General features: G+C 55.9%; 12 protein-coding genes. 10 read left to right on the top strand and 2 right to left on the bottom strand.

What is annotated here, in order from left to right:
• The first annotated feature begins 2 nt into the window (after positions 1–2).
• The 7 genes from ureC (at position 3) to ACFQ1Z_RS07010 (ending at position 9292) form a co-directional block, all read left to right on the top strand.
• Positions 3–1706: an urease subunit alpha gene (ureC, locus tag ACFQ1Z_RS07040; RefSeq protein WP_379056610.1), complete on the top strand. Its 1704-nt coding sequence runs from the start codon at positions 3–5 to the stop codon at positions 1704–1706.
• A gap of 2 nt (positions 1707–1708) precedes the next feature.
• Positions 1709–2203 (top strand): urease accessory protein UreE, encoded by a 495-nt coding sequence (gene ureE, locus ACFQ1Z_RS07035; protein ID WP_379056608.1) that lies wholly within the window; start codon positions 1709–1711, stop codon positions 2201–2203.
• Positions 2204–2887 carry an urease accessory protein UreF gene (locus ACFQ1Z_RS07030; protein ID WP_379056607.1) on the top strand — a complete coding sequence of 228 codons (684 nt, stop codon included), beginning with the start codon at positions 2204–2206 and terminating at the stop codon, positions 2885–2887.
• Positions 2884–3537: an urease accessory protein UreG gene (gene ureG, locus ACFQ1Z_RS07025; RefSeq protein ID WP_379056605.1), complete on the top strand. Its 654-nt coding sequence runs from the start codon at positions 2884–2886 to the stop codon at positions 3535–3537. The genes ACFQ1Z_RS07030 and ureG overlap by 4 nt, the downstream gene beginning before the upstream one ends.
• Before the next feature lie 608 nt (positions 3538–4145).
• Entirely contained in the window at positions 4146–4709 is a 564-nt protein-coding gene (locus ACFQ1Z_RS07020) for a HupE/UreJ family protein (protein WP_379056604.1), read from the top strand.
• Between the two features lie 216 nt (positions 4710–4925).
• A complete protein-coding gene (locus ACFQ1Z_RS07015) occupies positions 4926–8363 on the top strand; it encodes a hybrid sensor histidine kinase/response regulator (protein WP_379056602.1) in 3438 nt (1145 codons plus the stop codon).
• Positions 8360–9292 (top strand): response regulator, encoded by a 933-nt coding sequence (locus ACFQ1Z_RS07010; protein WP_379056601.1) that lies wholly within the window; start codon positions 8360–8362, stop codon positions 9290–9292. Before ACFQ1Z_RS07015 ends, ACFQ1Z_RS07010 begins: the two co-directional genes overlap by 4 nt.
• Positions 9293–9367: 75 nt before the next feature.
• Here the strand turns inward: ACFQ1Z_RS07010 and ACFQ1Z_RS07005 are convergent, their stop codons facing one another.
• Entirely contained in the window at positions 9368–10255 is an 888-nt protein-coding gene (locus ACFQ1Z_RS07005; RefSeq protein ID WP_379056600.1) for a LysR family transcriptional regulator, read from the bottom strand.
• 99 nt (positions 10256–10354) lie between these two features.
• Here ACFQ1Z_RS07005 and ACFQ1Z_RS07000 point away from each other — a divergent pair, with 99 nt between their 5' ends.
• The 3 genes from ACFQ1Z_RS07000 to ACFQ1Z_RS06990 all read left to right on the top strand — a co-directional run bounded on the left by ACFQ1Z_RS07000 (position 10355) and on the right by ACFQ1Z_RS06990 (position 13728).
• Positions 10355–11377 carry a zinc-binding alcohol dehydrogenase family protein gene (locus tag ACFQ1Z_RS07000; protein ID WP_379056598.1) on the top strand — a complete coding sequence of 341 codons (1023 nt, stop codon included), beginning with the start codon at positions 10355–10357 and terminating at the stop codon, positions 11375–11377.
• Positions 11378–11401: 24 nt separating this feature from the next.
• Complete coding sequence (locus ACFQ1Z_RS06995; protein ID WP_379056596.1) at positions 11402–12193, top strand: SDR family NAD(P)-dependent oxidoreductase; 792 nt, start codon at positions 11402–11404, stop codon at positions 12191–12193.
• A 116-nt stretch (positions 12194–12309) separates the two neighbouring features.
• Entirely contained in the window at positions 12310–13728 is a 1419-nt protein-coding gene (locus tag ACFQ1Z_RS06990; RefSeq protein WP_379056594.1) for an MFS transporter, read from the top strand.
• 27 nt (positions 13729–13755) lie between these two features.
• On the opposite strand, the gene ACFQ1Z_RS06985 is transcribed toward ACFQ1Z_RS06990, so the two are convergent.
• Positions 13756–14223, bottom strand: coding sequence for a GNAT family N-acetyltransferase (locus tag ACFQ1Z_RS06985; RefSeq protein ID WP_379056592.1), 468 nt, complete (start codon positions 14221–14223; stop codon positions 13756–13758).
• Between the last annotated feature and the right edge of the window lie 40 nt (positions 14224–14263).

The following is a 14263-nucleotide window of genomic DNA, read 5'->3' as shown; positions in this document are numbered from 1 at the left end:
TAATGACAGTCAAAATGGATAAACGCGCTTATGCCGAAATGTTCGGCCCCACCGTTGGCGACAAGGTGAGGCTGGCAGACACCGAGTTGTGGGTGGAGGTGGAAAAAGATTTCACCATCTATGGCGAAGAAGTAAAGTTTGGCGGCGGCAAGGTCATCCGTGACGGCATGGGGCAGGGGCAGGGGCTGGCGGCTGAAGTGGCCGATACCGTGATCACCAATGCATTGATCATAGACCACTGGGGCATAGTCAAAGCCGATATCGGCATCAAGGGCGGGTATATTTCCGCCATAGGCAAGGCCGGCAACCCGGATATCCAGCCCGGCGTGACGATTGCGATCGGTGCCGGTACCGAGGTGATCGCCGGTGAAGGCATGATCATCACTGCCGGCGGCATAGATACACATATCCACTTTATCTGCCCGCAACAGATTGAAGAAGCGCTGATGTCCGGCGTCACCACCATGATAGGCGGCGGCACCGGGCCGGCCACTGGCACCTTTGCCACCACCTGTACGCCAGGGCCGTGGCATATACACCGCATGCTGCAAGCGGCGGATGCTTTTCCCATGAACCTGGGGTTTCTCGGCAAGGGCAATGCCAGCCTGCCCGAACCGTTGCGCGAACAGGTGCAGGCCGGTGTGATAGGCCTGAAACTGCATGAGGACTGGGGTACCACCCCGGCGGCGATCGATAACTGCCTGAGCATCGCCGACGAAATGGATGTGCAGGTGGCCATACACTCGGATACCCTGAACGAATCCGGTTTTGTCGAGACCACCATAGGCGCTTTCAAGGGCCGCACCATACACACTTTTCATACCGAGGGCGCGGGTGGCGGCCATGCGCCGGATATCATCAAGGCAGCGGGTTACCCGAATGTATTGCCTTCGTCGACCAATCCGACGCGGCCATTTACCGTCAACACCATAGATGAGCACCTGGATATGCTGATGGTCTGCCATCATCTGGACCCGGCCATCGCCGAAGATATCGCGTTTGCCGAAAGCCGTATCCGCCGCGAAACCATTGCTGCTGAAGATATCTTTCATGACCTGGGTGCATTCTCCATGATGTCGTCTGACTCGCAGGCCATGGGCCGTGTCGGCGAGGTGATCATACGCACCTGGCAAACCGCGCATAAAATGAAGATACAGCGTGGCCCGCTGGCTGAAGACCGCCCTGGCAATGATAATTTCCGTATCAAGCGCTATATCGCCAAATACACGATTAATCCGGCCATTACCCACGGTGTCTCGCATGTGGTCGGCTCGGTCGAGGTCGGCAAACTGGCTGACCTGGTGGTGTGGAAACCCGCATTCTTTGGCGTGAAGCCTTTTACCATCATCAAAGGCGGCATGATCGCTGCCGCTGCCATGGGTGACCCGAATGCTTCTATCCCCACGCCGCAACCTGTGCATTACCGCCCCATGTTTGGTGCTTATGGCGGCGGCCTGAAAACAGCAGTGACCTTTGTTTCGCAAGCCGGGCTGGATAATCCTGAGCTGAAAACACTGGGGCTGCAAAAAACACTGGTCGCTGTCAAAGGCACGCGCGGTGTGAAAAAATCCGACATGGTACATAACACCTGGATGCCCAAGATAGACGTCGACCCAGAAACTTATGAAGTGCTTGCCGATGGCATGCCATTGGTGTGTGAGCCAGCGGAAGTATTGCCTATGGCACAACGTTATTTCCTCTTTTGATCATGATTCATTTAACCGAACGTATTACTGTCAGTGGTCATATAGACGACACACTTGAACTGCCTTTTGACCTGCGGCAGAAGAGTCGCCTGCGCGTGAAACTCGCCTCAGGCAATGAAGCTGCGCTATTTTTAAGTCGTGGCATTATTCTGCGTGGTGGCGATCTGATCCGGTCTGAGGATGGCCAGCTGGTAGTGCAGATCGTTGCCGCACAAGAGCCTGTTTATAACGTGATCGCACCCACGCCACGCGATCTGATGCGTGCCGCCTATCATCTGGGAAACCGGCACGTGCCGCTGCAGATCGGCGATGGCTGGCTACGGCTGGAACAGGACTATGTGCTGCGCGATATGCTGATCGGGCTGGGCATGCAGGTGAGCGAAGTGCAGGCACCGTTTGAACCTGAAGCGGGCGCTTATGGTGGCGGTCATAGACACAGTCATGATGACGATGGCTTGCAATCGCTACGCCCACGTAGCAAAGGGCAAGGTGTTTAGATGGCAAATGCCCTCGCACTCAGCCGCTTATTGCAATTAGCCAGCCCCATGCTGCCGGTGGGTGCCTACTGCTATTCGCAAGGGCTGGAATGGGCGATCGAATCAGGTGAAGTGAAAGATGTCGCTTCTGCCCAGGCCTGGATAAGCGACAGCTTGCAGATCTACCAGGCCAGGTTTGAATTGCCGGTGTTATACCGCTTATACCAGGCCTGGCAGGCAGCAGACCTGGACGCTGTGCAGGCGTGGGACAGTTTTTACCAGGCCGGGCGCGATACGGCAGAAGGTTGGGCAGAAACTCGGCAGATGGGTTATTCCTTGCGCCGTTTGCTGAATGACCTCAAACCTATGTCAGAAACACTGGTGGCACAGGTCAACACCCTGGCGTCGCCCGCTTTCCCAACTTTATACGCTGCCATTGCCCAGCACTGGCAGATCGCGCCTGAACAGGCTTTGCATGGTTATGTGTGGGGCTGGCTGGAGAATCAGGCCAGTGCTGCCATGAAAACCGTGCCGTTAGGCCAGGTGGCCGGACAAACAATCTTATTGGCCATGGGTGCACAGTTGCCACAAGTGGTAGCGGACGCCATGGCTTTGCCGGATGATGCCATGAGTAATTTCAATCCCTTACTCAGCATCGCTGGCTGTCAACACGAAACACAATACAGCAGGTTATTCAGATCATGAAAATACATACCCAGTTTGATACACCCACCCCGGCCGTCACCGACTTTAAGGAGCCATTGCGCGTCGGCATCGGCGGTCCGGTCGGCTCCGGTAAAACGGCACTGACGCTGGCCTTATGTCAGCGTTTGCGCGAGCAATACAACATTGCCGTGGTGACCAACGATATTTACACCAAGGAAGACGCCGAATTTTTGACGCGCAATCAGGCACTATCTCCTGAGCGTATCATCGGTGTGGAAACCGGCGGTTGCCCGCATACGGCGATCCGCGAAGATGCCTCCATGAATCTGGAGGCGGTCGCGCAGTTGAGCAAACGTTTCCAGACCCTGGATATCGTGTTTGTCGAAAGTGGTGGCGATAACCTGGCGGCGACGTTCAGTCCCGAGTTATCTGACCTGACGATTTATGTGATCGATGTGGCGGCTGGCGAGAAGATCCCGCGCAAGGGTGGCCCCGGCATCACCAAGTCTGATCTGCTGGTGATCAACAAGATAGACCTGGCGCCTATGGTCGGTGCTTCGCTGGAAGTGATGGATCAGGACGCCAAACGCATGCGTGGTGAAAAGCCTTTTATTTTCAGCAATTTGAAGAGTGGGCAGGGGCTGGAGGAGATTGTCGCTTTCATCGAAAAACAAGGCCTCATGCAGTGAAAAATGAGCGCTACGCGTCCGTGGTGGTGTTGTTGCCGGCTTGCCGTACTTATGTGTACTGTCTGCGCCGGCACGCCTTGCCACAAACGCGTAGCGCTCATTTTTAGCAGAAATAAGGGATGCGCTATTAATGATGGTGGTGTTATCGGCTTGCCGTACTTATGTGTACTGTCTGCGCCGACACGCCTTGCCACAAACACGTAGCGCTCATTTTTAGCAGAACTAGGGGATGCGCTACAAATGATGGTGTTGTTGCCGGCTTACCGTACTTGTGTGTACTGTCTGCGCCGGCACGCCTTGCCACAAACGCGTAGCGCTCATTTTTAGCAGAACTAGGGGATGCGCTACAAATGATGGTGTTGTTGCCGGCTTACCGTACTTGTGTGTACTGTCTGCGCCGGCACGCCTTGCCACAAACGCGTAGCGCTCATTTTTAGCAGAACTAGGGGATGCGCTACAAATGATGGTGTTGTTGCCGGCTTACCGTACTTGTGTGTACTGTCTGCGCCGACACGCCTTGCCACAAACGCGTAGCGCTCATTTTTAGCAGAGCGCTGCTGGCAAGTTAAATAATCTATGAGTAATTGAATGTTGTGGGAGAAGATTCTATGAAAAAAAGTATTCTTTTAGGTATCGGGGCTAGTGTGTTATCGGGTGTGGCATATGCACATCCTGGACATGACCTGCGCGCAGGGTTCGCCACCGGGTTTCTGCATCCGCTGACCGGCTGGGATCATTTGCTGGTGATGCTGTCACTCGGTATCTGGGCGGTGCGTAGGCAGTCACAGCAAGGCTGGCAATTGCCGGTATTGTTTGTAAGCGTGATGGCAATATTTGCGGCATTGGCGATGGTGTGGTTGCCGCTGTCTCTGGCTGAGGTGATGGTGGCTGCCAGTGTGCTGGTGATGGGTGGTTTGCTGGTCGCACGCATTGAGTTATCCAGGTGGGTGCAGTTCAGTGTAGTTGCTTTAGTCGCGGCGGCGCATGGGTATGTGCATGGCGTTGAGCTTGGACAAAGCTGGGCTGCGCTAGCCGGAATGATGCTGGCAACGGCTACACTGCATGGCCTGGGCTGGATCCTGGGGCGCCAGCAACAGCTGTGGCTGAAAGCCGGCACGCAATTGCTGGGCGGCATGATGGTGGGCCTGGGCACCTACTGGCTGCTTGCCTGAAGCGGCTAGCTTAAAAATGCAGGTGCAGAAAGCGGATCTTGCAGGTCCGCTTTTTTGATGTAAAGGCCTGTGATGTTGCTTGCCTTTCGCCGCTACGTCAATTAACGTAATGATTGATTGTCCTGCAGACCTTAATATAGCGTGGGGAATGTTTTGGCCTGGGGTGCATCGCCGCAGGCTGCTTATTAAAACCTGCCATCATTAAAGGGTTATTGATTGTCTACGCCGTCTCCCGGAATACCTAGCGAGATCACTGCCGAACCGATACAACGTATCGTCAAAATCCGTCGCGACTATAACAATTGGGTCGCCAACGAGACCATAGAGGATTATGCCTTGCGCTATACGCCGCGTGCGTTCCGCAAATGGTCTATCCTGCGTGTCTCGAATACGGCGCTGGGCGCGATCTCTTTTCTGGTGCTGGAGGCGATTGGCGGCACCATCACCATCAATTACGGTTTCCCCAATGCCTTATGGGCTATCCTGGCGGTGGGGGTCATCATCTTTCTGACCGGTTTGCCTATCAGCTATTACGCTGCCAAATACGGGCTGGATATGGATCTGCTGACGCGTGGCGCCGGCTTTGGCTATATCGGTTCTACCATCTCCTCGTTTATTTACGCCTCGTTCACTTTTATCCTGTTTTCGCTGGAAGCGGCGATCATGGGCTATGCGCTGGAACTGTACTTCCATTTGCCGCTATATCTGGGCTATCTGGTCAGTGCACTGATCGTGATCCCGCTGGTCACGCATGGGGTCACGCTGATCAGCCGCATCCAGATGATCACGCAGCCGATCTGGATCGCGCTGATGTTCCTGCCTTTTTTCGCTATCCTGCATGCAGACCCGGATGTGGTCAGCCGCCTCAGTGATTTTGCCGGGGTGTCTGCCAATGGCGGCCATTTCAACTGGCTGATGTTTGGTGCGGCGACGGCGGTGGGTGTGGCGTTGATCCCGCAGGTGGGTGAGCAGGTGGACTTTTTGCGTTTTATGCCGGCCCGCAATAAAGAGAATTACTGGCGCTGGAACCTGGGCGTGTTGCTGGCCGGGCCTGGCTGGGTGATTTTGGGGATGCTGAAAATGCTGGCCGGCGCGTTGCTGGCCTATCTGGTATTCAACCGCGGCATGCCGGTGAGTTCTGCGGTCAACCCTACGCATATGTACCTGGTGGGGTTTGAGCATGTGTTCAGCAACCATGAGATCGCGCTGGCGGTGACCGCACTGTTTGTCTGCGTCTCGCAGATCAAGGTCAATATGACCAATGCCTATGCCGGTTCACTGGCGTGGTCTAACTTCTTCGCCCGCCTCACCCATAGCCACCCTGGCCGTATCGTATGGGTGGCATTCAATGTGATGATCGCCATCGTGCTGATGGAGCTGAATGTATTTCAGGCACTGGAAGAGATACTGGGTTTGTATGCCAATATCGCCATCGCCTGGATCGCGGCAGTGGTGGCAGACCTGGTCATCAACAAGCCACTCGGTTTAAGCCCCAAGGGTATAGAGTTCAGGCGGGCCTATCTGTATGACATCAACCCGGTAGGCGTAGGCGCCATGTTTATTGCGTCGGCGATCTCTATCGCCGCTTATACCGGCGTCATGGGCGTGGTCGCCCAATCGTTTTCTACCTTTATTTCATTATTCACCGCGCTGCTGTTGTCGCCGCTGATCGCCTGGTATACCAAAGGTAAATACTACCTGGCCAGGCCGCGCCCGGTGTATGTGCAGGCCGGCGCGACCAAGCAGTGTGTGATCTGTGAGCGCGAATACGAGCTCAGTGATATGGCGCAATGCCCGGCTTACGGTGGTGCCATCTGTTCGCTGTGCTGCTGCCTGGATGCCAGGTGCCATGATGCCTGTAAACCGCAGGCGCGGCTCAGTGCGCAGTGGGAGGCCCTGAATAAAAAGATATTGCCTGAGCGCTTATGGCCGCACCTGAATGGCGGTGTCGCCCATTTTCTGTTGCTGATGGTGATCGCCATGCTGTTGTTTGGCGCCACCATAGGCCTGATCTACCTGCATGATTCGCTGACCATAGGCCAGGAATCGCCAGAGCTGATGCTGCGTTTCCGTCTCGGTTATCTCAAGATATTCGTCGCGCTGCTGTTTTTGGGCGGCATCGTCGCCTGGTGGCTGGTACTCACCTCCGCCAGCCGCCGTGTGGCGCAGGAAGAATCCAACCGCCAGACCGGGCTGTTGCTGGAAGAGATAGAATCGCACAAGAAAACCGACAGCCAGCTGCAAAAAGCCCGTCAGCTGGCAGAAGAAGCCAACCAGGCGAAGAGCCGCTATATCACCGGCATCAGCCATGAATTGCGTACGCCGCTCAACAGTATCCTCGGTTATGCCCAGCTGCTGACCAATGATGAAAGTATCCCCGACCATAGAAAGCAGGCGATCAAGACCATCAGCCGTGGCGGCGAACACCTGCTGTCACTGATAGAAAGCACGCTGGATATTGCGCGGATTGAAAGCGGCAAAATGGCGTTTGATGTCAAACCGCTGCATTTTCCTGAATTTATCACCCACATCGTCAGCATGTTTGAGATCCAGGCGCAGAACAAAGGCCTGAGCTTTCATTTTGAGCAGGTGGGCGTTCTGCCGGAGTATGTGCGCGCAGACCATAAACGCCTGATGCAGATACTGGTGAATATCCTCGGCAATGCGGTGAAATTCACCAGCAAGGGCAGCGTGACTTTCCGTATCAGCTACGCACGCGAGATCGCGCAGATCGAGATCCAGGATACCGGCCCCGGCATTGCGCCTAACGAGGTCGAGAAGATCTTCGAGCCGTTTGAGCGCGGCAGCGCCGCCAATGTGGTCGGCATAGGCGGCACGGGCCTGGGCTTGACCATCAGCAAACTGTTAACACAGCTGATGGGTGGTGAGATCCATTTCGACAGCGTGGTCGGCTATGGCACACGCTTTGATATCCGCTTGTTCCTGCCGCAGATTCGCGAAACGGCGCATCTTTCCAAACAGGCAGTGCGGCAGCGTACCGGCTACCAGGGCGCACCACGCACGATTCTGGTGGTGGATAATGAAGACGCCGACCGCGAATTGTTGCGTGATACTCTGCAGCCGCTGGGCTTTATCATACACGAGGCGGCCAATGGCCAGGCTTGCGTCAACCAGTACCAGGCGGTCAAGGCTGACCTGATATTGATGGACCTGGCCATGCCGGTGATGGACGGCTGGGAAGCCGCCTATATCATCCGCGAGGTGCACCATTCGCAGATCCCTATCGCTATCGTGTCTGCCAATGCCTATGACCGCAGCCTGGATAACCAGGCCAAGATCCCGGCCCGCGATTTCTTTGTCAAACCGGTCAATCTGGACGAAGTGCTGGATTGGGTAGGCCATCAGCTGCAGCTGACCTGGCGCTATGTCGATAGCAGCCTGGACCGGCAGGCGCTCTCGGTCGTCGAGTCCGCCGTCGCGGTGACGGCGGTCGATAGCAAAGCTATCCCGGAAGACTTGCTGGAAAACCTGATGCAGTTTGCCAAGGTGGGCTATGTCAAAGGCGCGCGCGAAGTGATGACTACGCTGGCGCGCGAATATTCGCACCATCAGACTTTGATAAACGCACTGAATGCGGCCATGGAACGCTTTGATTTTGCTACACTGCAACGCTTGATTGAGGATGCAAAATGACCAACCCAAACTATACCGTGCTGATTGTGGATGATGTGCCGGAAAACCTGGCTTATCTGCATGACGCGCTGGATGAATCGGGCTATCAGGTCTGTGTTGCCAATTCTGGTGAAATGGCCTTGCAGGTCGCACACCTGGTGCAGCCACACGTGATCCTGATGGACGCCATGATGCCTGGCCTGGATGGATTTGCGACTTGCAGGCGCATCAAGGCCACGGCTGAAACCCAGCATATCCCGGTGATCTTTATGACCGGCCTGACTGAGATAGAACATGTGACCATGGCTTTTGATGCGGGTGGCGTCGATTACGTCACCAAACCGGTGCGCCCGGCAGAAGTGCTGGCGCGCGTGAAAGCGCATGTGCAGAACGCCACCAAGATGCATCAGGCCACTTCGGCGCTGGATGCGTTTGGCCAGGCCACCATCGCCATTTTGCCGGCGGATAAACGGCTGGTCTGGCAAACGCCTTTAGCCAAGCAATACCTGGAACAGTATTTTGCCGAATGGGTAGCCAAAGAAGCCTATAGCGCGGTGCAGACCCTGCCACCCATGATCTACCAGTGGCTGGAAAGTTGTGTGCAGCAATTTGCCGCCGGGCAGACCATGCAGACCCTGAATGTCAACCAGGGTAATGCGCGGCTCAGCCTCACTGTGGCTAACACCAGTGAGGAGCAATGGGTGATCGTGTTGCGCGAACACTCGGATGAATTGCAGATCGAATCACTGGGCAAAGTATTCCAGTTGACCAAGCGCGAGTCAGAAGTGCTGTACTGGACAGTGAAAGGCAAAACCAATAAGGATGTCGGCGAGATTCTGGGCACCAGCCCGCGCACCATCAATAAACACCTGGAACATGTGTTCCAGAAACTGGGCGTAGAAACCAGGACTGCCGCTGCTTCGTTAGTGACTTCTAAAATCAAGTTTTAATGGCTGGGCCTTATTTGGGCTTGGCCGTGGTTGGCTGGGCCAGGTCTGGCTGGCCCGGGTGCGGCCAGTGCCTGTTCAAGTCAGTGCCTGCTTTAGGTAATCTATCAGCCTCTTCACATTGGGCAGTTGCCCGGGCTTTTGTGTCGTCAGCACGTTCAGCGGCGCACTTTCTGTTTCATAGCCGGTCAGCGCAGCCACCAGTCTACCCGCCTGTATATCCTCAGCGACGTCCAGTTGCGACTTATAGGCGATGCCATACCCGGCCAAAGCCCACTGGCGAACGATCTCGCCATCATCCGACACTTTGTTGCCAGTGACTTTGACATGTATGGCGTGGCCATTATGGGCAAACCGCCATTGGTTGTGCACAGTGTCATCCAGCATAAAACACAGGCAATCATGTGCCAGCAGGTCTTCAGGGTGTTGCGGCATGCCATGCAGGCGCCAGTATTCAGGGCTGGCACACAGCACACGCTGATTGGCCGCTGCCAGTGAGGTGGCGAACAGGTTGGAATCGCCTGGCACACCATAGCGTATCGCCATATCGACCGTCTCCCGGTAGAGATGGGTGACTTTATCGCTCACCAGCAGTTTGATTTCCAGGGCTGGATGCAGGGCCTGAAATTGATCTATCAGCTTTCTCAATATGCCTCTGCCCAGGTCAGAGGGGGCGGAAATGGTCAGGCGGCCGCTGATCTCAGCTTGCTGGCTGCGCAGCAGCTGCTGGCCTTCGCTCAGGGTGTCCAGCGCTGTTCGGGCAAAAGGCAGGTAGCGCTGGCCTGCCTCAGTCAGTGCCACATGGCGCGTAGAGCGCACCAGCAATTGTGCATCCAGTTGTGTCTCCAGACGCTTCACAGCCAGGCTGGCGACAGCAGGGCTGATCTCCAGCACCTTGCTGGCCGCAGAAAACTGCTGGTATTCACAGACAGCGACAAAGATCTTTAAGTCGTTGAGGCTGATCATTATTAATAATATGTTAATTATTTATCTAATGATACCTGGTTTTATGTTGATAATCATGGCGCTAGAATGCAGGCATTACATCAAATTAAGGAAATACAGATGAAGGCGATAGCGTTTTATCAAAACTTGCCTATACAACAGGCCGAGGCATTGCAGGATATTGAGCTGCCTGTGCCAGAGGCCAGCGGACATGACCTGCTGGTAGAGGTGAAAGCAGTCTCGGTCAACCCGGTGGATACCAAGGTCAGGCTGGGTAGTGCACCGCCCGCAGGGCAGGCCAGGGTGCTGGGCTGGGATGCCGCCGGCGTAGTCCGTGCTGTTGGTGAGCTGGTGACGCATTTCAAGGTGGGCGATGAGGTCTGGTATGCCGGTTCTATCGCCCGGCCGGGCAGTAATGCCGAGTACCAGTTGGTGGATGAGCGTATTGTGGGCCGCAAGCCTGGCAACCTGCCTTATGACCAGGCGGCGGCCTTGCCCCTGACGGCACTCACCGCCTGGGAGTTGCTGTTTGACCGCCTGCAGGTCAACAGTGAGGATAGCCAGGCCAGCATACTGGTGGTAGGCGCGGCGGGAGGGGTGGGCTCTATTTTGATCCAGCTGTTAAAGCAGTTGACTGCATTCGCCATCATCGCCACCGCCTCAAGGCCTGCAAGCCGCGACTGGCTGTTACAGCTGGGCGCAGACCATGTGCTTGATCATGGCGCGACTGGCGAGGGTAATAACATGCAGTCACAATTGCAGCAGCTAGGTTTGCCGCCGGTGGACTACGTCATCGGCCTGAACAAGACAGACCAGCATTTCTCGTCTATGGTTGAGATGCTAAAACCGCAGGGCAAGCTGGCGCTGATCGATGACCCTGAGTTTATCGATGTGCGCCTGCTCAAGAGAAAAAGCCTTTCCTTGCACTGGGAGCTGATGTTTACGCGCTCGTTGTTTGGCACTGCGGATATGATCAGGCAACATGATATATTGAATACAATAGCTGACATGGTGGAGCAGGGGCAGATCACATCTACGGTACAGCAGCATCTGGGCAAGATCAACGCGGAAAACTTGCGCCAGGCACATGCGCTGATAGAGCAGGGCAAGTCTATAGGCAAGCTGGTACTGGAAGGTTTTTAAACATCACAACTAAAGGAAAAACAGATGGATTTACAACTGGCAGGCAAGAAAGCATTGGTGTCCGGGTCTACCGCTGGTATCGGCTTGGCGATCGCGAGTTTGCTGGCACAGGAAGGCGCAGAGGTGATCATCAATGGCCGCTCCGATGCCTCAGTGCAACAGGCGATTGCAGATATCCAGCGCACTACCGGTAAAACGGTTTCAGGTTTTGCCGGCGACCTGACCCAGGCCGAGGTGGCACAGTCGCTGGTTTCGCGGTTTCCGCAAGTGGATATCCTGGTGAATAACCTGGGCATTTTTGAACCCAAGGCGTTTGCAGATATCCCTGATGCAGACTGGCAACGTTTTTTTGATGTGAATGTATTGAGCGGCGTACGCCTGGCCAGGCTGTATCTGGCCGGTATGCAGCAAAAAGACTGGGGCCGCATCGTGTTTATCTCCAGTGAGAGCGGGGTGCAGATCCCGCCGGAAATGATACATTATGGCATGACCAAGGCGGCACAGATCGCGGTGGCGCGTGGCCTGGCAGAATCCCTGGCCGGCACGCAGATCACTGTAAACAGCATTCTGCCTGGCCCCACACGTTCACGCGGCGTGGGTGATTTTGTCGAGGCGCTGGCGCAGGCCGAAAACAAGACCCAGGCCGCGTTTGAACAAGAGTTTTTTGAGCATGTGCGGCCTACCTCACTGATCAAGCGCTTTGCCACCACCGAAGAAGTCGCCAGCCTGGTGGCTTATATCGCCAGCCCGCTCTCATCGGCCACAACCGGGGCGGCTTTACGTGTCGATGGCGGTGTGATCAAAAGCGCGTTCTGATCAGTAGCCAGCTTGGCTGCAGGCGTTTTTGCGGCTGCAGAGCTGCTCAAAGGGGTGACTCAGCCGGCCTGGCATGTTATGGTCACCCATCACAGATAAACAGTGGGTAAGACTTGATGCGTTTGTTCAGGCATGCACATTCCTTTGATGCACTTGCGCAGCACTATGGCGAACAATATAAATGGATGGTGTTATGCATCATAGGCCTGGGCACCATAGCCGGGGTGTTATGCACCTCCAGTTTCAATGTGGCGGTGCCAGCCCTGACCAGGACTTTCCATCTGGGCCAGGACCATGTGCAATGGGCGATGACCGCTTTTCTGGCGGCCATGACCATCGCCATGTTGCCCGCCGCCTGGTTACTTGAGCGATTTGGCCTGCGGCGTGTGTTTATGGCGGCATTGTGGCTGTTGATCGCCGCCAGTATCGCCGGGTTTTATTCGCATAGCTTTGTGCACGTCGTCATTGCGCGGCTGGTGCAGGGCCTGGCAGCGGGCGTGTTGCAACCGCTGGGCATCATGGCGCTGATGCGTTTATTCCCGCCCAATATCCAGGGCCGCGCCTCTGGCATATTGATCGTAGGCATCGCGTTCACCCCGGCCATCGCGCCATCTATCAGTGGCTGGATGCTGGACCAGTTCGGCTGGCAGGCTATTTTTCTGTTAGGCGTGCCGTTTGCCTTGCTGGCACTGGGCGCCGCGCGTATCTGGTTGCCAGCACCGCGCAAAAGAGAGGTGCAGCCGTTTGACTGGGCTGGTCTGGGCTGGTTATCTGCCGCTTCCATAGGCCTGATCGAATTTGTTTCCAGCTTGCACCATAGCGGCCTGGCGGCGTTCTGGACCTGGGGCTATGCCATATTGCTGGTGGTGTCCATGGTGTGCTATATCCGGCATGCCCAGCGCCTGCCGCATGCCATCATACAATTACACCTGTTTGCCAAACCCACCTTCAGTCGCGGTACTTTTGTGGCGTTTGCCTATGGCTTTGGTTTATTCGCGTCTACTTATTTGATCCCGGTATTCCTGCAAACTGCCATGGCCTTCAGTGCGACTGACGCCGGCCTGTTATTGCTGCCGTCAGGCATTGCGCTGGTGCTGACCATTCCTTTCGCCGGGCGCATGGCGGATAAACTGTCACCCAGGCGCATCACGCTGGCGGGCTTGTCTATCTTTGGCGCGTCTTTTCTGGTTTTTGTGCTGGCAGCCGACACCGTGCAATACTGGGAGATAGTCGCCGCCACTGTGGTTGGCCGCATCGGCTTAGGCATGATCTTGCCCGCGCTCAACCTGGCCACCCTGCACGAGATGGAGCCGCAGCATCTGGGCCAGTCTTCAGTGGTGGTCAGTTATGCCAGGCAACTGGGCGGCGTGGTCGGGGTGACCCTGATGGCGGTGTTTCTCGAGTGGCGGCAGGAGGTATGCGGCGCCAATGCGGCGGGAGTCTTCCAGGCGTATGCGCAGGGCTTTCTATTGCTTTCGCTGGTGTTTGTGCTGGCGATCATAGTCGCCATCGGCATGAAGGATGCCAGGCGCTGAGCGCCGGGTTTTACTGAGCGTCAGGCGTTAAAGCTTCAGTCGCCAGGCCTGCATGCCGGACTGCTGAAAACCGTGCTGACTGTACAGGTGCTGGGCAGCCACATTGTCGTGGTCGGTGAGCAGAGTGATCCTGAGTATCTGCTGGCTGCGGGCGTATGCCAACGCATGATCAAGCAATTTCGCGCCTACGCCCTGGCCTCTATAGTCAGGGTGCACCACCATATCTTCCAGTAAGGCGACCCGGCCACCGAGGGCGGTAGAGATGCTGTAAAGCAAACTCACCATGGCGATCACCGCTCCTTCATCCCTGGCAACCAGGATGCAGCCGCTATCCGCTTGTTGCAAGATGGCAGCCAGGCCTTGTTGCTGGGCGGCGGAGTCAGGGCTGAATTCGTGTTCCTGCGCGAACAGCAGGGTGAGCAGGGCGCCCAACGCCGGCACGTCGGCCAGCTGCGCTTGCTCAAATGAAATCGCAGTGTTAGATATCGTTTTCATAAACTTGATATCCGCACACTGCGATCATATGGCTGAGTGG

The sequence above is a fragment of the Methylophilus luteus genome, from assembly GCF_042676265.1.
Taxonomy (GTDB): Bacteria; Pseudomonadota; Gammaproteobacteria; order Burkholderiales; family Methylophilaceae; genus Methylophilus; species Methylophilus luteus.
This window is presented reverse-complemented; position numbering and strand designations above follow the sequence as displayed.